The sequence below is a fragment of the Mesorhizobium sp. ESP7-2 genome (assembly GCF_020164715.1).
Lineage (GTDB): Bacteria > Pseudomonadota > Alphaproteobacteria > Rhizobiales > Rhizobiaceae > Mesorhizobium.
In genome coordinates, this window is sequence record NZ_JAIUGQ010000015.1 from 40,825 (window position 1) to 56,886 (window position 16,062).

A 16,062-nucleotide genomic window follows, 5' to 3' on the forward strand; every position below is an offset into this window, starting at 1 on the left:
CTTTTCCATATCCTGTGACAAGATGACGTTGCGACAATACGGGGCCGAAGGCAGAGCTCTGGCAAACGAGGGGTGAGATGGATCCGATTTCCAAATTCATGGTCGATCACAAGATCCCGATCGGCGCCTGGGGAAAGGCGTTCTTCGGCTTCCTCACCGACAATTTCGACACCGTCTTCAGGGCTTTTTCGAATGGCCTCAATTTCCTGCTCGACGGGCTGGTCAATATCCTGCTGATGGTGCCGCCGGTGCTGCTCGCCCTGGTGGTCGCCGTGATCGCCTGGCTGCTGCAGCGTTCGCGGCCGCTCGCCATCGGCGTCTTCCTCGGCCTGATCTTCATCATCAACCAGAATCTCTGGAAACAGACCGTGCAGACGCTGGTGCTGGTTGTCGCGGCCGCCGCGGCGGCGATGGCCATCGGCGTGCCGCTCGGCATCTGGGCCGCGCACAAGCCGAAGGTCTACCGCATCATGCTGCCGGTGCTCGACCTGATGCAGACGCTGCCGACCTTCGTCTACCTGATCCCGGTGCTGACGCTGTTCGGCCTCGGCAACGCGCCCGGCCTGATCGTCACCATCATCTTCGTCATCCCGACCGCGGTCCGGCTGACCCATCTCGGCGTCGTCTCGGTGCCGAAGTCGATCATCGAGGCCGGCGAGGCCTTCGGCGCCACCAAGAGCCAGCTGTTGTGGAAGGTCGAGCTGCCCTCGGCGCTGCCCACCATCATGGCGGGCCTGACGCAGTCGATCATGCTGTCGCTGTCGATGGTGGTGTTCGCCGCGCTGATCGGCGCCGGCGGGCTCGGCACGGAAATCAACCGGGCGCTCGGTTCGCGCCGCATCGACCTTGGCCTTGAGGCCGGTCTCGCCATCGTCGTGCTCGCCATCGTGCTCGACCGGATGACCCGCATTGGCGTTGGAGGCAAGAAATGACCGTCGCCGTCGATTTCAGGAATGTCGATATCGTCTTCGGCGCCGACCAGGCGGGTTCGCTGGCGATGATCGACAAGGGCGCGACCCGGGCCGAAATCCTCGAGAAGACCGGCAATGTGCTGGGTTGCGCCGGAGCCAGCCTGACCGTGCATGAAGGCGAGATTTCCGTCCTCATGGGCCTGTCGGGTTCGGGCAAGTCGACGTTGCTTCGGGCGGTCAACCGGCTCAACGTCGTGTCGCGCGGCCAGGTGCTGGTCAAGGACGGCGACCGCACGGTCGATGTCGTCACCTGCGACGAGCCGACCTTGCGGCGGCTGCGGCAGAAGCAGGTGGCGATGGTGTTCCAGCAGTTCGGCCTCTTGCCATGGCGCACGGTGGAGGAGAATGTCGGCCTCGGCCTCGAACTCGCCGGTGTGCCGGATGCCGAGCGCAAGGAGCGGGTGCACCGCCAGCTCAAGCTGGTCAACCTCGACCAATGGTCGAACAAATACGCGCATGAGCTCTCGGGCGGCATGCAGCAGCGCGTCGGCCTGGCGCGTGCCTTCGCCACCGAGGCGCCTATCCTGTTGATGGACGAGCCGTTCTCGGCCCTCGACCCGCTGATCCGCACCAAGCTGCAGGACGAGCTTCTGCAACTGCAGGCGGAGCTGAAGAAAACCATCATCTTCGTCAGCCACGATCTCGAGGAGGCGCTGAAGATCGGCAGCCACATCACCATCATGGAGGGCGGCCGCATCGTCCAGACCGGCGCGCCGGAAGACATCGTGCTGCGGCCCGCCAACGACTATGTCCGCGACTTCATCGCCAATGTGAACCCGCTGTCGGTGCTGACCGCCTGGAACGTGATGCGCGACCGTCGCGACCTTGAGCATGGCGACAATGGCTGGGTGTGGCTCGACCGGCGCAAGACGACGCGCTTCAAGATCGACGAGCACGGGCTGGTGGCGGCGGCCGAGCGCGACGGCAAGCCGGCCGTATGGGTGTCCTGCGCGGATGTCGAGGGCCAGCCGGAAGAGTTGGCGCAGGTGTTCTGGGCCAATCCCGGCACCTCGCTGAAGACCGTGATGCTGGCCATGCACCGCTCGCAGACCGCACCCGTGGCGCTGTTCGACGACCAGTCGCGCTTCGTCGGCGCAATCGGTATTCGCGACGTGTTGAGCGCGGTACTGCGGCGGTAGCCGGCGACGTCAACCGGGGGCTTTCGGGTCGCATCGGGAGGCGCCTTGAAACGGATCTTGAACTGGCTGTCGACGGCGCGCGCGGCGCAAGCGGCGCTCGGGTTGCTGATCGTGATCGCGATCCGGTCGATCCTGGAGTTCTTCCGTGTCGGAGGCGCAAGCGGCGGACCGGTCGGCGATGGACAGCTCTTCTATGTCGAAGGGGCACTTGCCGCGTCGATCGCGGCTCTGGCCGTTCTCGTTCTGCATGCGTTCGGGCGGCACCGCTGGGCGACAATGCTCACGGCGGCGGTCATCGTCGCGCTGCTGGCTTGGAAGATCACCGCGACAAGTTGACGTTTGACGCGGCCTGATAAGGCTCAAGCTGCCAGCGGCAGGCGCAACTCCGTCAGCAGGCCGCCGTCGGGATGGTTGGACAGGCGCACTTCGCCGCCCGCCGCGCGCGCGATGTTGCGGGCGATGGTCAGTCCGAGCCCGAGGCCGCCGGTTTGGCGGTTGCGGGACTGTTCGAGGCGCACGAAGGAGCCGAACACGGCGTCGATCTGGGCCTGGGGTATGCCCGGCCCCTCGTCACGGATGGCGAGCGTGATCGTGCCTTCCGAGCGGCTGAGGCCGAGATGCGCCTTCGTGCCGTAGGTAACGGCGTTCTCCACCAGATTGGTGACGCAGCGCTTAAGGGCCACCGGCCGCGCCATGCAGATCAGGCCGCGGGGGCGGGCGTCGTCATTGTCGAAGGAGACGGTCTCGTAACTGTCGGCGACCGATTCCACGAGCGACCAGAAATCGATACGCTCGGGCTTTTCCTCCGTGACCTCGAATTTGGCGAAGTCTATCACGGAACTCGCGATGCTTTCGATGTCGGCGAGATCATGGGCGAGCGCCTGGCGCGCCGGTGATCTGCGCAGCAGCTCCAGGCGCAGCCGCATCCTGGTGATCGGCGTGCGCAGGTCGTGCGCGAGCGCTGCCGCCAGGTGCTCACGGTCCTCCACATACTCGCGCAGCCTTGCCTGCATGGCATTGATCGCCTTGGCGGCGGCGCGCACCTCGCGGCTGCCGCTCTCGGTGACCGGCGGGCTCTTGAGGTCATTGCCGATCCGGTTGACGGCGGTTTCCATCATCCGGTAGGGCGCGGTCAGCCGGCGCAGCGACCAGATCGACATGATCACCACCAGCCCGGCGATCAGCGCATAGAGCGGCAGGCTGTCGACGCTCAGTATCGGGCCGACGGGCGTGATCGGTTCGGTGAAGTTCAGCCATTGGCCGTCGGCAAAACGCAGCGAGGCCGTCAGCTTCTCGCTCTGGGCGAAATCGGCGGCCAGCACCAGAAGGTCCCGCTCGACCTGGCCGATATCGGGTCCCGGCGCCGCGCCGGTGGCATCGTCGGCTTCGCGCGTCGCCGGATCGCGGCGCACGCGCGCGTCGGTGATGCCGAACTTCGACAGCCGGCCGACAAGGATGTCCTCGAGCTCGGCCAGTTCGTCGTCGCCGGCGATCGAAGAGGTGACGGCGGGCGTGTCCGAGACGGTGAGCGCATATGTCGAGTTGAACAGGCCGGCGGCGGTCGCCTTGCGCTCCTCCGGCGTGGCGCCGCTCATCAACTGCACAAGCGAGAAGGCGCGGTCGTTGAGGCGGTAGAGGTCGACCACGTCGTTGGTGGCGGCGCGGTCGCGCGACACGATGTAAAGCGTCGCGACCTGGCTGATCAACAGGCCGGCGATGACGATCAGCAGCACCCAGACAGGCAAGGTCTGCGGCAGGAAGCGTCTCATTCGGAGGTCGTCTCGGGCAGGAACTGGTAGCCGCCGCTGCGCACGGTAAGGATCAGCTTGGGTGTCTTGGGATCGTCTTCCATCTTGCGCCGCAACCGGCTGACCAGGATGTCGATGCTGCGGTCGAAGGAATAGTCGCTGTCGCCGCCGGACAGTTCGATGAGCTGGTCGCGGGTCAGCACGCGCTGAGCGCTCTTGACGAAGGTCTGCAAGAGGTTGAACTCGGCCATGGTCAGTTCGACCCTGACGTCGTCGGGCGCGGTCAGCCGGCGCCGCGAGCAGTCCATCGTCCAGCCGGCGAAGTGGTATATCTGCTTGGTGGTGGCGCGCTTGGGCTCGGCGGCGCCATTGCGCCGCAACACGGCGCGGATGCGGGCCAGCAATTCGCGCGGGTCGAAAGGTTTGGGCACATAGTCGTCGGCGCCCATCTCGAGGCCGACGACACGGTCCGTCGTGTCGGTGACGGCGGTCAGCATGATGATAGGCGTCGTATACTGGGCGCGCAGATCGCGGCACAGTTCCAGCCCGCTCCTGCCGGGCAGCATCACGTCGAGCACGATGAGGTCCACCTGCGAGCGACGCAGGATGGCCTCCATCTCGGTGCCATCGGCGGCGACCGAGGTGTGCAGCCCCCGCTTCTGGAAGAACTCCTGAAGCAGGTCGCGGATGCCCTTGTCGTCGTCGACGATCAGTATATGCGCATCGGATTTCACAGCTGCCCTGTCTGGTTTGCCGGCCAAGCCATTCTTGGCTGGTGAGCCACACGATAGAATTCGGGCCATATGTTGGCCAGTGCCTTGCTTTTCAAGGGAGAATGAATTCCGCCTTCTCCACATGGAAAGCGACGCCCAGCCTGGCCCCGGCCTGGCCAGACACAATCCAGAAACAAAATTCTACAATCGGGAAAAACTCCTGAAAAGGTAGGCCGGCATAACGGTGCCGTGGCGGTCAGGTCATCGGCTGCGACGCTAGTCTCCGGGGTTCACGGATAAACCAATGCCAAGATTGTCGGTCAGTTTGTTGGGAGTTTTGCTGGGCCTTGGCCTGCTCACTGCCGCTGTCGACCAGTCGGATGCAAAGGCGCCGCTCACCCGGAGCGAACGGTGCGCCAATCTCAGCCACCAATTTGATGAAGCCCTCGAAACCCATGCCACGGCAACGCAGGTCACCGCGGCAAAGGCACTTCAGAGAAAGGGCAACCGGTACTGCGCCGCCAAGAAACAGGCGCAGGGCATCCGGATGCTCGCCAATGCTTTGAAGCTGCTTGGAGTGACACCGAACGACCCGGTCCAGTGACACTCAAAAACGACCCGCATAAAAAGGAAATGAAGCCATGAACAAGTCCATCCTGTCCGCCCTTGGTCTCGCCGTCGCTCTCGCCTTCTCGATGCCGGTTCTCGGCAACGCAGCCACCACCACGACCGCTGCCCCGGCTGCCGCCACCACGACCACCGCTCCGGCTGCTGCCGCCACGACCACCGCTCCGGCCAAGGCTGCTCCGAAGAAGGTCGCCAAGAAGACCGCCTGCAAGGTGACCAAGAAGCACAAGTGCCCGGTCAAGAAGGCCCCCGCGAAGATGGCTCCCGCGAAAATGGCCCCCGCGAAGGCCGCTCCGAAGAAGCCCTGATCAGCTTCGAGGTCAGTTCTGGCAAGGCCGCTCCAGCCGCAAACCGGCTGGGGCGGCCTTCTGCCAAGGGCATGGTCGATGAGCTGAACACCGGCGGCTTCCAGCCATGCATCTCGATCGTGCTTAACCCGTTTGCAATGCCGGTCCTGTAGGACAATCCGCATGAAGAGGCGGCCGTCGTCCATTTTTCGCTCCATGGTGATCGGCGGCCTCGTTGCCACCGGCGTCGCCAGGGTGTTGATTCTGCTCACCGCGAGCCCCGTACCGGATCCTGCTAGCGGGCGCACCGAGCCCTCGTTGTTCGCGCCGGCGATTTCCAGCAACTGGGATTACATCACGCCCGTGCAGGCGTGGCTTTTGATCGTGCTCGCGGGCGTGACGCTGATCTGCGTTGCCGGATGGCCGATCGCGGCATGGCTGGAACGCCGGGCGGATGCCGACGCAAGTCGCCGCATCTTCGGCCGTCAGGGCCGTTGAACCGCTACCGACCATCCCCCACATGATCGTCAAGGACCGGGCGCGGCCGCCGACGGCCCGCAAGTGGACGATCGCTGCCGCCCGTGGCAAAATGCGGACTTAAGCTCGATCGCAAAACAGTCAGTTCGAATGCCTGAAATCACCACAAAGCCGCGCGTCAAGGTCAAGCCGCAGACCGAGCGGCCGAAGCTCTACAAGGTCATCCTCGTCAACGATGATTTCACGCCGCGCGAATTCGTGGTGACGGTGCTGAAGGGCGAGTTCAAGCTCAGCGAGGACCAGGCGCACCGGGTCATGATCACCGCGCACCGGCACGGCGTCTGCGTGGTCGCGGTCTTCACCAGGGATGTCGCCGAGACCAAGGCGACACGGGCCACCGACGCCGGCAAGGCCAAGGGCTATCCGCTGCTGTTCACGACGGAACCGGAAGAGTAGCGCCCCGCTCTACCGTCCCTCGCGGTACCACATCGAGCCCATTGCCAGAAGCAGCAGGCCGAGGCCGAGGAAGCCGCCGAACAGCGGTACGCGCGACACGGCCTTCAGGACGCTGTCGTCGGTGGTGCGCAGGCCGATCCAGTCGCTGCCCGACGCTTCGCCGGCCGAGCGCACCGGCACGACGGAAGGCAGCGTCACGTCGCTGCCCGTGGACGAGGCCAGCCGGCGCACGCTGCCGCCGGTGGCTTCCGCCGGCGCCTTCAGACGCTCCTGCGTGGACACGACGTCAGCGAATTCCGGCGCGTTGACCGGTCCGACATGGGCGAGCGCGGTGAGATCGCCATTGGCGACCTGGAAGAGGCCGATCTCGCTGGTCTGGACGCTGCCGAGGAAGACGCCGGGTTCGGATTTGTCGAGCTTGACGGAGAGCGTCTTGCCGGACGGGGTGATGATCTGCGCCGGGCCGGGATCGTCGGCCATCGTCTGGCGGCGGATCTCCAGCACCATGCCGCGTCCCTCGGCGGTCAGCCGCTCTTCCTCGAGCTCGGGTTCCTTCATCAGCCAGTGGGCGATGCGCCGGTAGAGCTGGACATGCGGGCCGCCGCCCTCGAAGCCGCGCGCCCACAGCCAGCCCTGATCGGACAAAAGCATGCCGACGCGGCCTTCGCCCTTGCGGTCGAGCAGCAGCAGCGGCCGGTTGTCGGCGCCCTTCATCACCACTTCGCCTTGCGGATTCTGCACGCCGATGGTGCGGAACCAGCGGCTCCAGTGCGGCGGCTCGGTGGCCGAACCGTCGAGGCCGCGCGTCACCGGGTGACGCTGGCCGAGTTCGGTCAGGCGCGGGTAGAACGCCTTGTCGACCACTTCGCCGGTCGGCATGGCCGGCAGGGCAGACATCAGCGGCGTGCGCGCGATCGAAGCCTCGCCGGCATATTCGGGACCGGCGGCGATCAGCAGCGCGCCGCCCTTTTCGACATATTCGGAGATGTAGTCGTAATAGAGGATCGGCAGCACGTCGCGGTGCTGGTAGCGGTCGAAGATGATGAGGTCGAAATCCTTGATCTTCTCGACGAACAGCTCGCGGGTCGGGAAGGCGATCAGGGACAATTCATTGATCGGCGTGCCGTCCTGCTTCTCCGGCGGCCGCAGGATGGTGAAATGCACGAGATCGACCGAGGCGTCGGATTTCAACAGATTGCGCCAGGTGCGCTCGCCCGCATGCGGTTCGCCCGAAACGAGCAGCACGCGCAGGTTCTCGCGGATGCCGTCGACCAGCGCGATGGCGCGGTTGTTGGTATCGGTCAGTTCGCCCGGTTCGCGGTCGATGGCAAGTTCGATGATGTTGCGGCCGGCGCTCGGAATGGTCACCTGCAGCGGCATGGCCTGGCCGACGGTGGCATGCTCGACCGAAACCTGCTCGCCGTTGACCGAGACACGCACATCGACCGGTCCGGTCTCGTTTTCGGTCGAGATGACGCGATAGGTCATGTCGAGCGGCTTGCCGACGAGGCCGAAGCGCGGCGCGTTCTCGAAGCGAATGCGGCGATCTTTTTCGTGGTCGTTGCCTGTGATCAGGGCATGCAGCGGGGCGTTGAAGTCGGGCGCACCCGAGGGCGTGTCATGCACCTCGCCATCGGTGATCATGATGGCGCCGCCGATGCGCGAGGGCGGCACGTCGCGGAAGGCGCCTTCCAGCGCGCCGAACAACCTCGTTTCGGTGCGCTCCTCGGCGGCGTCGGACTTGCCAGCCTCGACGACGCGGACGTCGAACTGCTTGAAGCGGCCAAGACGCTGCTGCAACCCCGCCACGGCCTCGTCGGTCTGCCTGGTGCGGTCGCCAATGTCCTGGCTCTGGCTGCGGTCGACGACCAGCGCGACGACGCTCTTCAGCGGCTCGCGCTCCTCATTGAGGAACACCGGATTGAAGAGGGCGGCGGCGAGCGCCAGCAGGGCGACGAAGCGCAGGACCGCGCCGCGCTGGCGAAACCACAGGCCGACGAGCGCCAGCAGTGCCAACGGCACCAGCACCAGGGCCAAAAACGGCCAGGAGATCAGCGGTTCGAAGGAGATCGACCAGTTCATGCCTTATCCTCCCTCGTCAGGGGAGCGTCGATCGACGTCGGTGCAAGAAAGAGCATCATCCTACTGCCCCAACCGTTCGAGCAGGATGGGAACATGCACCTGGTCGGATTTGTAGTTGCCGGTCAGCATGTACATCATGATGTTGACGCCGGCGCGCAGCGCATAGACCCGCTGCATCGGGTCGGCCGGCACGGTCGGCAGCAGCGGATCGCCATTCTCGTCGACCGCCCAGGCGCCGGCGAAATCATTGGCGGTGATCATGATCGGCGACACGCCGTCGCCGGTGCGCACCGGCCGGTTGTCGGCATTGCTGGCATCGAGCGACGCCTCGACCCAGAGCGGGCTGCCGGCGAAACGGCCCGGGAACTCGGGCAGGATGAAGAAGGACTTGGTCAGCACATGGTCCGACGGCACCGGCTCCAGCGGCGGCACGTTGAGGTTGCCGAGGATGTCACGTAGCCGCTCGGTCGCCGGGCTGGTGGAATCGGCGCCGATGCCGTTGGCGAACTGGTCGCGCGTGTCGAACAGCACGGTGCCGCCCTGCTGCATGTAGGCGTCGATGCGGGCGATCGCGGCCTGGCTCGGCATCGGTGCCGCCGGGTCGATCGGCCAGTAGATCAGGGGATAGAAGGACAGCTCGTCCTTCGAGATGTCGACGCCGGCCGGCGCGCCCGGTTCGAGCGCCGTCTTCTCGATCAGGAAGCGGGTCAGGCCCTCGAGCCCGGCGCGGCTGATCGAATCGACGCCCGGCACGCCGGTCAGCACATAGGCGATGCGGGTTTTTGAGATCGCCTCGATAGCGACCTGGTCACCCGGCTTGGCATCGTCGGCGCGCGCGACATCGGCATGGCCGAACAGGGCGCCAAGCGCGATCAGCACGGCGGCGGTGGTTGCAGCGGCGCCAGCACGGCGCGGCCGGCGCGAAAACAGGCCGCCCATCCACAACACCGCCAGTGTGTCGAGCAGCATCAGCAACAGAGCCGCCGCGACCAGCGTACCCTTCAGGTTGTGCGATTCATCGAAGGCATACTGGACCGTGGTGACCGGCACCGTCACTTGCGGGCGCGCCAGCGGCTCGAACGTGCTTGCAGCGTCGAGCAGATTGTGGGCGAAGACGCCGGTTTCCGAGCCGTAGAGCCCGGGCGGGTTCTCGAAGGTCACCGGCAGTGCGCCTGCACCCGGCACCAGCGGTCGCGCATCCGGTGTCGGAGGCACCAGCGAGCCGTCGGCCGCGATCATGCGATAGGGCGCCAGCGACGTGGCGGCGGCTTCGGCATTGGCGATCGCCGCGCCCTGGTTGCGCGACAGCTGCACGATGCGGCGCAGCATCTCGACGAAACTGCCCGAGATCGGCAGGTTCGACCATGTCGCCTCGGGCGTGACGTGGAACAGCACCAGCGTGCCCTTGCCCTTCTTCAGCCCGGTGACCAGCGGCGTGCCGTCGGCGAGGGCCGCCCAGGTGCGCTCGACGATATCGGGTGTCGGTTCGGCCAGCACCTGCCTGGTCACCGTGACCTCGGTCGGCGGCGCCAGGTCGGCGAACGGGCCGGCCTTGGGAAATTCGGTGACCGGCTGCGGCGAGGTCCATGACAGCGCGCCGCCGAGCGAACGCTCGCCGGTGCGCAGGCGGACCGGCAGCAAATCGTCGTCATTGCCGGCGGCGGCCAGCCGCGAGCCGGCGAAACGCACCAGCGTGCCGCCATTGTCGACCCAGTCGACCAGTCTTTGCCGAACCTGTCTGGGAATGGTGCCGATATCGGCCATGACGATCATCGCCGGCTTCTGGTCGAGGATCTGCGGGATAGCGTCGGCGAGATCGGCGCTGGAGGGTTCGACCAGATCGGCGAAGGGCTGCAGCGCGCGCCTGATGTAGTAGAGCGGCGACAGAAGCGGCTGCGCCTGGTCGGCCTCGGCCTGCGACAACAGCCCGACGCGGCGGCGCTTGGAGCTTTCGTCGAGCACGCGCACGGCACCCGCGTGCCGTTCGCCGTCGAGCGCGATCGAGGCGAAGTCGTTGCGCAATTCGAACGGCACCGCCATGGTGCCGGTGGCCGTGGCTTCGCCCGGGGCGAAGGTCAGCGTCGCATCGGCTATGCGGCGGCCCTTGTCGTCGAAGGCGCCGGCGGTGACCTGCGCCGGGGCGGGATCGCCGGGCGCGCGGACGGCGGTCAGACCAAAGCCGTCGATCTGGTTTTCGGCTGATGTCAGGCCGGTCAGGGAAAGCCGGTCGGCCACCGCCCAGACGACGCGGGCGGCATTTTTCGACAACAACGTATTGAAGGCGGCCTCATCGCCCTTGGCCGCCAGGCCATCGGCCAGCACGGCGACGCTGGCGCCAGGCAAGCTCTCCAGCACGCCGGCGACGCGGGCATAGACGGCGGGCCGGTCGGTCGGGATCGGCCGCGGCTTGGCGGCGCGCAGCCGGTCGAGTGCGGCGGCGGCATCGAAGGGACCGATCTCCGCATTGGGCTTTTCCGCGGTGAAGGCGATGATAACAGGCACGCCGCTCGAGCTGGCGTCGTTGATCAGCCGCTCGGCGGTGGCGACGCGCTTGTTCCAGTCGGCGGCACTGGCCCAGTCATTGTCGATGACCAGGGCAAGTGCGGCGCCCTCGGCCGGCAGCTTTTCGCGCGGGTTGAAGACCGGTTCGGCCAATGCCGCGACGACGAGGGCCGCCATCAGCAGTCTGAGCAGCGTCAGCCACCACGGGCTGCGCTGCGGGGTTTCCTCACGCCTCAGCACACGGGCCAGGATCTTCAGCGGCGGGAACACCTCGGTCTGCGGCTTGGGCGGGGTGAGCCTCAGCAGCCACCAGATCACCGGCAGCGCCAGCAGGCCCCACAGCACCATGGGGGCGCCGAAGGAGAGCGGCAGCCAGCTCATGCGCCGACCACCTTTTCGGCAAGGCCGCCACCGGCGGCCTTGGCGGCATGACCGGCGGTCAGCCCGGCATAAGAGCCATCGGCGGTCATCGCCATGTGCAGGCGTACCAGCGCGTCGGAAGCCAGCCGGTCGGTGTGGTTGACGGTAAAGCTCCAGCCGAGCCGCTTGCACCAACCGGCCAGTTCCTGGCGGCGCGCGGTGTAGAGCAGGCGATATTCGTCGGCCAGCATCTCGGCGCGGCCGGCGGTCAGCTTGTCGCCGGTCTCGGGATCTGTGAATTCGGTGCGGCCGGCATAGGGGAAGGTTTCCTCGGCCGGGTCGGCGACCTCGATCAGATGCGCGCGCACGCCGTGTCGGGCGAGCACGTCGAGCCAGGCCATGGTCTCTTCGACGGGATCGAGGAAATCGCTGGCGATGACGATGTCGCAGAAGCGCCTGATATCGGAGAGATCGGGTTTAGCCGGCAGATCGCCGGCATGCATGAGCTGGGCGGCGATACGCTCGGCGCCGTTGCGGGCGGTGAACGGATCGGTCAGATCAGGCCAAGCGATGCGCTCGCCGCTGCGCGACAGGAGCTCGGCCATCGCCAGCGTCAGCACCAGCGCGCGCGATTGCTTGGAAACACCGGCACCCGTCGATTTGTAGAGCATGGACGGCGAGGGGTCGGCCCACAGCCAGACCGTATGGGCGGCTTCCCATTCACGGTCGCGCACATAGGTGTGGTCGTCGCGGGCCGAGCGGCGCCAGTCGATACGCGAGGAATCGCCTTCGACATAGGGCCGGAACTGCCAGAAATTCTCGCCGATGCCGCGCTTGCGGCGGCCATGCCAGCCGGCGATCACGGTGTTGACGATACGGCGCGCCTCGACCAGCAGGTCGGGCACAAGCGAAGCCCGCAACCGGCCGCGGGCGAGCGCGTCGCGCGTCGCTGCCGGACCCTGGACTTCGCCGATACGCGCCATCAAATAGCTTTCACAAGCTTCGCCACCACGTCTCGCACGCTGGTGCCTTCGGCGCGGGCGGCGAAGGTCAGCGCCATGCGATGCTGCAGCACCGGCTCGGCCAGCGCCCTGACATCGTCGACCGAGGGCGCCAGCCGTCCGTCGTAAAGCGCGCGTGCCCTGGTGCACAGCATCAGCGCCTGGCTGGCGCGCGGGCCTGGACCCCAGGCGACATGCTTGTCGGTGTCGGCATTGCCCTGGCCCGGACGCGCCGAACGCACCAGGGTAAGGATCGCCTCGACGACGCTTTCCGGCACCGGCATGCGGCGGATCAGCGTCTGGATCTCCTTCAGCCGCGCCGGCTGCAGCACGTTGGTTGCCTTCGCGTCCTCGACGCCGGTGGTTTCCAGGAGGATGCGGCGCTCGGCCTCGATTTCGGGGTAGAGGATGTCGACCTGCATCAGGAAGCGGTCGAGCTGGGCTTCGGGCAGCGGGTAGGTGCCTTCCTGCTCAAGCGGGTTCTGCGTCGCCAGCACATGGAAGGGCGAGGGCAGATCGTAGCGCGCGCCGGCAATGGTGACATGGTATTCCTGCATCGCCTGCAGCAGCGCCGACTGCGTGCGCGGCGAGGCGCGGTTGATCTCGTCGGCCATCAGCAACTGGGCAAAGATCGGGCCGGAGATGAAACGGAAGGAGCGCTTGCCGGTCTCGTCCTGCTCCATGACCTCGGAGCCGAGGATGTCGGACGGCATCAGGTCGGGCGTGAACTGGATGCGGCGTGAATCGAGCCCGAGCACGACGCCCAGCGTCTCGACCAGCTTGGTCTTGGCAAGGCCCGGCACGCCGACCAACAGCGCGTGGCCGCCGGCCAGCAGCGCCACCAGCGTCCGCTCGACGACGTTCTCCTGGCCGAAGATCACCCGGCCAACCCCGTCGCGGATCCTGGAGATGTCGGCAAGCGCCTTCTCGGCCTCGGCGATCATGTCCGTTTCACTGATCGGGCTTTCCTTGACCATCACGCTCATACCGCATCGATCCCTTTGGTTGGAATGCCATGGTTTGGAAATACTGGCTCGCACCATACCATAGACTGCCGCGATTCGGCCTCGCGGAGCGCCTATGGTTGAACTTAAATCACAGACTTAGGCTGACAAGCGGAACAACAGTGACTATTTCGTGACGATGACGGAACACCACGAAGATCGCCAACAAAGCCTTACGCAGGCCACCGAGGCTCGAGGCCTCGAGGCGCTGATCTCGCGCGCGGCCCGCGCCGGCAAGGGCGCGGCGCCGGTCGAACGCTGGAATCCCGACTTTTGCGGCGATCTCGATATGGAGATCAAGGCCGACGGCACCTGGTTCTACCTGGGCACGCCGATCGGCCGCATGCCGCTGGTGCAGCTTTTCTCGTCCGTGCTGCGCAAGGACGCCGACGGCAGGACCTATCTGGTGACGCCGGCGGAAAAGGTCGGCATTCGCGTTGCCGATGCGCCGTTCGTCGCCGTCGAAATGGATGTTTCGGGCGAAGGCGAGGATCAGGTTATCACCTTCCGCACCAATGTCGGCGACGTGGTCGAGGCCGGACGGGAGCGGCCGTTGCGCTTCGTCGACGAGAACGGAACCGGCGGTTTGAAGCCTTATCTGCTGGTGCGCGGCAGGCTGGAGGCGCTGGTGGCGCGGCCGGTCATGTACGAACTGGTCGGGCACGGCGAGGAGATCGAGATCGACGGCAGGACGATGTTTTCGGTGCGTTCGAAGAATGCCGTGTTTCCGATCATGCCGGCGGATCAGTTGAAGCGGTTGAGCGCGTGATGGACCAGATATCGCCGGCGCTGTTCTCATCGGCGGATTTTCGCGCGCGTTTCGCCGCGCAGCCGGACGCGCATGCCGGCGACGACTATGGCGATCACCGCTTCAATCCCGGCCATCCGCGCCTCAATCCGGGCAAGCCGCTGCGCAACGCCGCGGTGCTGATACCGGTGGTCGACCATGACGGCGAGGCGACGGTTCTGCTGACCAAACGGGCCGAGAGACTGCGCAACCATTCCGGGCAAGTGGCTTTCCCGGGCGGCACGATCGACGCGACCGATGCGAGCCCGGAGGCGGCGGCGCTGCGCGAGACCTTCGAGGAGATCGGCCTTAGCCCCGATCGCATCGAGATCATCGGCCGCATGCCCGATTACGTCGCTGGCAGCGGCTACCGCATCGCGCCGGTGCTGGGCATCGTGCGGCCACATTTCCAGCTGACCCTGAACGTCGACGAGGTCGATGCCGCCTTCGAAGTGCCGCTGCGCTTCCTGATGGACTCCGCCAATCACAAGCGCGACAGCCGCATGTGGAACGATCTCGAATGGTTCTTCTACGACATGCCCTATGGCGACCGGCGCATCTGGGGCGTCACCGCCGGTATCATCCGTACGCTCTATGAAAGGCTCTATGCGTGAGTGTTTCGATCGCGGGCAGGGCTGTCTGGCTCTCCGACAAGCATTTGCAGCGACTGCTTGCCGTGCTCACCGAAGGCGGTGAAGAGGCGCGTATCGCCGGCGGCGCGGTGCGCAATGTGCTGATGGGCCAGCCTGTCACCGACATCGACATCGCCACGTCTTGCCTGCCGCAGGAAACCATTCGCCGCGTCGTGGCCGAAGGCTTCAAGGCGGTGCCGACCGGCATCGAGCACGGCACGATCACGGTGGTCGCCGGCGGCAAACCCTACGAAATCACCACCTTGCGCGCCGATGTCGAGACCGATGGCCGCCGCGCAAGGGTGTCGTTCGGGCGCGACTGGAAGCTCGACGCCGAGCGGCGCGACTTCACCATCAACGCGCTCTACGCGGAGGCCGACGGCAGGGTTGTCGACCTTGTCGGCGGCATCGCCGACATCAAGGCGCGCCGGCTGCGCTTCATCGGCGACCCGGAGGCGCGCATCCGCGAGGATTATCTGCGCATCCTGCGCTTCTTCCGTTTCTTTGCCTGGTATGGCGACGGCCGGCCGGATGCCGAGGGACTGAAGGCCTGCGCCCGGCTGAAGGAGGGTCTCGGCCAACTCTCGGCGGAACGCATCTGGTCCGAGCTGAAGAAGCTTTTGTCGGCGCCCGATCCCTCGCGGGCGCTGCTCTGGATGCGGCAGGTCGGTGTCCTGACCGCCGCGCTGCCGGAAAGCGAGAAATGGGGCATCGATGCGATCCACGGGTTGACCAAGGCCGAGAAAGACCTGGGCTGGGCGGTGGATCCGATGCTGCGGCTGGAGGCGATCGTGCCGCCGGATGCAGCGCGCATGAAGACGCTGGCCGAGAGGCTCAGGTTCTCGACCGCCGAAGCCGATCGCATGCTCCACTGGGCGCTCACCACGGCCGTCGAGCCGAAGACGACCGAGGGCGAACTGGCGAAAAAACTCTATCGCGGCCACCGGCAAGGGTTTGTCGACCGCCTGCGGCTTTCGCTTGCCGCGGCGCGGGTGCGCGCTGTCGAGGACAATGATGCATTGCTTCAAGCGGGCGGCTTTTCGCGCCTGCTTGCCTTTGCGCTCAAATGGGAAAAACCGGTGTTTCCGCTGAAAGGGGCCGATCTAACGGCGCTCGGCGCAACGCCGGGGCCGAAGCTGGGCGAAATCCTCAAGAATCTCGAAGCGGAATGGATCGATGCGGGTTTTGCGCCCGATCGCGACGCGCTGATGAAGCGCGCCGCGGAGGCCCTTGAAACGTAGGCCAGAACCGCTGGGTGAATGCCAGTGTTACCCTG

At 66.1% G+C, this 16,062-nt stretch carries 16 protein-coding genes; 10 read left to right on the forward strand and 6 right to left on the reverse strand.

The window, feature by feature from the left end; genetic code table 11:
* Positions 1–77 precede the first annotated feature (77 nt).
* Genes choW through LB543_RS16465 form a run of 3 tightly spaced genes read left to right on the forward strand, consistent with a single transcriptional unit; the run spans position 78 to position 2,446 of the window.
* Entirely contained in the window at positions 78–932 is an 855-nt protein-coding gene (gene choW, locus LB543_RS16455; RefSeq protein WP_224595685.1) for a choline ABC transporter permease subunit, read from the forward strand.
* Positions 929–2,110, forward strand: a complete 1,182-nt coding sequence (choV, locus tag LB543_RS16460; RefSeq protein ID WP_027143396.1) for a choline ABC transporter ATP-binding protein — start codon at positions 929–931, stop codon at positions 2,108–2,110. Before choW ends, choV begins: the two co-directional genes overlap by 4 nt.
* Before the next feature lie 45 nt (positions 2,111–2,155).
* Positions 2,156–2,446 (forward strand): hypothetical protein, encoded by a 291-nt coding sequence (locus LB543_RS16465; RefSeq protein WP_224595687.1) that lies wholly within the window; start codon positions 2,156–2,158, stop codon positions 2,444–2,446.
* Between the two features lie 23 nt (positions 2,447–2,469).
* Here the strand turns inward: LB543_RS16465 and LB543_RS16470 are convergent, their stop codons facing one another.
* Both LB543_RS16470 and LB543_RS16475 read right to left on the reverse strand, forming a co-directional pair.
* Complete coding sequence (locus LB543_RS16470; protein ID WP_140758501.1) at positions 2,470–3,879, reverse strand: ATP-binding protein; 1,410 nt, start codon at positions 3,877–3,879, stop codon at positions 2,470–2,472.
* Complete coding sequence (locus tag LB543_RS16475) at positions 3,876–4,592, reverse strand: response regulator (protein WP_224614848.1); 717 nt, start codon at positions 4,590–4,592, stop codon at positions 3,876–3,878. Before LB543_RS16475 ends, LB543_RS16470 begins: the two co-directional genes overlap by 4 nt.
* 283 nt (positions 4,593–4,875) lie before the next feature.
* Between LB543_RS16475 and LB543_RS16480 the strand changes: the two genes are divergently transcribed.
* The 4 genes from LB543_RS16480 (at position 4,876) to clpS (ending at position 6,418) form a co-directional block, all read left to right on the forward strand.
* Entirely contained in the window at positions 4,876–5,175 is a 300-nt protein-coding gene (locus LB543_RS16480) for a hypothetical protein (RefSeq protein WP_224614800.1), read from the forward strand.
* Positions 5,176–5,212: 37 nt separating this feature from the next.
* The gene (locus LB543_RS16485) at positions 5,213–5,506 is read left to right on the forward strand and encodes a hypothetical protein (RefSeq protein ID WP_140758499.1); all 294 of its coding nucleotides are present in this window, start codon (positions 5,213–5,215) and stop codon (positions 5,504–5,506) included.
* A gap of 162 nt (positions 5,507–5,668) precedes the next feature.
* On the forward strand, positions 5,669–5,983 hold the full coding sequence (locus LB543_RS16490; RefSeq protein WP_224614801.1) for a hypothetical protein: 315 nt from the start codon (positions 5,669–5,671) through the stop codon (positions 5,981–5,983).
* A 129-nt stretch (positions 5,984–6,112) separates the two neighbouring features.
* Entirely contained in the window at positions 6,113–6,418 is a 306-nt protein-coding gene (gene clpS, locus LB543_RS16495) for an ATP-dependent Clp protease adapter ClpS (RefSeq protein ID WP_140734332.1), read from the forward strand.
* Positions 6,419–6,427: 9 nt separating this feature from the next.
* Here the strand turns inward: clpS and LB543_RS16500 are convergent, their stop codons facing one another.
* The 4 genes from LB543_RS16500 to LB543_RS16515 are packed head-to-tail and all read right to left on the reverse strand — an operon-like array spanning position 6,428 to position 13,349.
* Positions 6,428–8,500, reverse strand: a complete 2,073-nt coding sequence (locus LB543_RS16500) for a hypothetical protein (protein ID WP_224614802.1) — start codon at positions 8,498–8,500, stop codon at positions 6,428–6,430.
* A 60-nt stretch (positions 8,501–8,560) separates the two neighbouring features.
* The gene (locus tag LB543_RS16505) at positions 8,561–11,383 is read right to left on the reverse strand and encodes a DUF4159 domain-containing protein (RefSeq protein WP_224614803.1); all 2,823 of its coding nucleotides are present in this window, start codon (positions 11,381–11,383) and stop codon (positions 8,561–8,563) included.
* On the reverse strand, positions 11,380–12,345 hold the full coding sequence (locus LB543_RS16510; RefSeq protein ID WP_224614804.1) for a DUF58 domain-containing protein: 966 nt from the start codon (positions 12,343–12,345) through the stop codon (positions 11,380–11,382). The genes LB543_RS16505 and LB543_RS16510 overlap by 4 nt, the downstream gene beginning before the upstream one ends.
* The gene (locus tag LB543_RS16515) at positions 12,345–13,349 is read right to left on the reverse strand and encodes an AAA family ATPase (protein WP_140810413.1); all 1,005 of its coding nucleotides are present in this window, start codon (positions 13,347–13,349) and stop codon (positions 12,345–12,347) included. The genes LB543_RS16510 and LB543_RS16515 overlap by 1 nt, the downstream gene beginning before the upstream one ends.
* A 157-nt stretch (positions 13,350–13,506) precedes the next feature.
* Here LB543_RS16515 and LB543_RS16520 point away from each other — a divergent pair, with 157 nt between their 5' ends.
* From LB543_RS16520 to LB543_RS16530, 3 genes are read left to right on the forward strand one after another with little or no spacing between them, the layout of a single operon-like run.
* On the forward strand, positions 13,507–14,136 hold the full coding sequence (locus tag LB543_RS16520; protein WP_224614849.1) for a DUF1285 domain-containing protein: 630 nt from the start codon (positions 13,507–13,509) through the stop codon (positions 14,134–14,136).
* Positions 14,136–14,768 carry a CoA pyrophosphatase gene (locus LB543_RS16525; RefSeq protein ID WP_224614805.1) on the forward strand — a complete coding sequence of 211 codons (633 nt, stop codon included), beginning with the start codon at positions 14,136–14,138 and terminating at the stop codon, positions 14,766–14,768. Before LB543_RS16520 ends, LB543_RS16525 begins: the two co-directional genes overlap by 1 nt.
* Entirely contained in the window at positions 14,765–16,027 is a 1,263-nt protein-coding gene (locus tag LB543_RS16530) for a CCA tRNA nucleotidyltransferase (RefSeq protein ID WP_224614806.1), read from the forward strand. The genes LB543_RS16525 and LB543_RS16530 overlap by 4 nt, the downstream gene beginning before the upstream one ends.
* The last annotated feature ends 35 nt before the right edge of the window (positions 16,028–16,062 follow it).

Coding starts and splice junctions, on each gene's coding strand:
- LB543_RS16520 (WP_224614849.1), top strand. CDS start 13,507: ATGACGGAACACCACGAAGATCGCCAACAAAGCCTTACGCAGGCCACC.
- LB543_RS16485 (WP_140758499.1), top strand. CDS start 5,213: ATGAACAAGTCCATCCTGTCCGCCCTTGGTCTCGCCGTCGCTCTCGCC.
- clpS (WP_140734332.1), top strand. CDS start 6,113: ATGCCTGAAATCACCACAAAGCCGCGCGTCAAGGTCAAGCCGCAGACC.
- LB543_RS16505 (WP_224614803.1), bottom strand. CDS start 11,383: ATGAGCTGGCTGCCGCTCTCCTTCGGCGCCCCCATGGTGCTGTGGGGC.
- LB543_RS16480 (WP_224614800.1), top strand. CDS start 4,876: ATGCCAAGATTGTCGGTCAGTTTGTTGGGAGTTTTGCTGGGCCTTGGC.
- LB543_RS16500 (WP_224614802.1), bottom strand. CDS start 8,500: ATGAACTGGTCGATCTCCTTCGAACCGCTGATCTCCTGGCCGTTTTTG.
- LB543_RS16510 (WP_224614804.1), bottom strand. CDS start 12,345: ATGGCGCGTATCGGCGAAGTCCAGGGTCCGGCAGCGACGCGCGACGCG.
- choV (WP_027143396.1), top strand. CDS start 929: ATGACCGTCGCCGTCGATTTCAGGAATGTCGATATCGTCTTCGGCGCC.
- LB543_RS16525 (WP_224614805.1), top strand. CDS start 14,136: ATGGACCAGATATCGCCGGCGCTGTTCTCATCGGCGGATTTTCGCGCG.
- LB543_RS16470 (WP_140758501.1), bottom strand. CDS start 3,879: ATGAGACGCTTCCTGCCGCAGACCTTGCCTGTCTGGGTGCTGCTGATC.
- LB543_RS16515 (WP_140810413.1), bottom strand. CDS start 13,349: ATGAGCGTGATGGTCAAGGAAAGCCCGATCAGTGAAACGGACATGATC.
- LB543_RS16490 (WP_224614801.1), top strand. CDS start 5,669: ATGAAGAGGCGGCCGTCGTCCATTTTTCGCTCCATGGTGATCGGCGGC.
- choW (WP_224595685.1), top strand. CDS start 78: ATGGATCCGATTTCCAAATTCATGGTCGATCACAAGATCCCGATCGGC.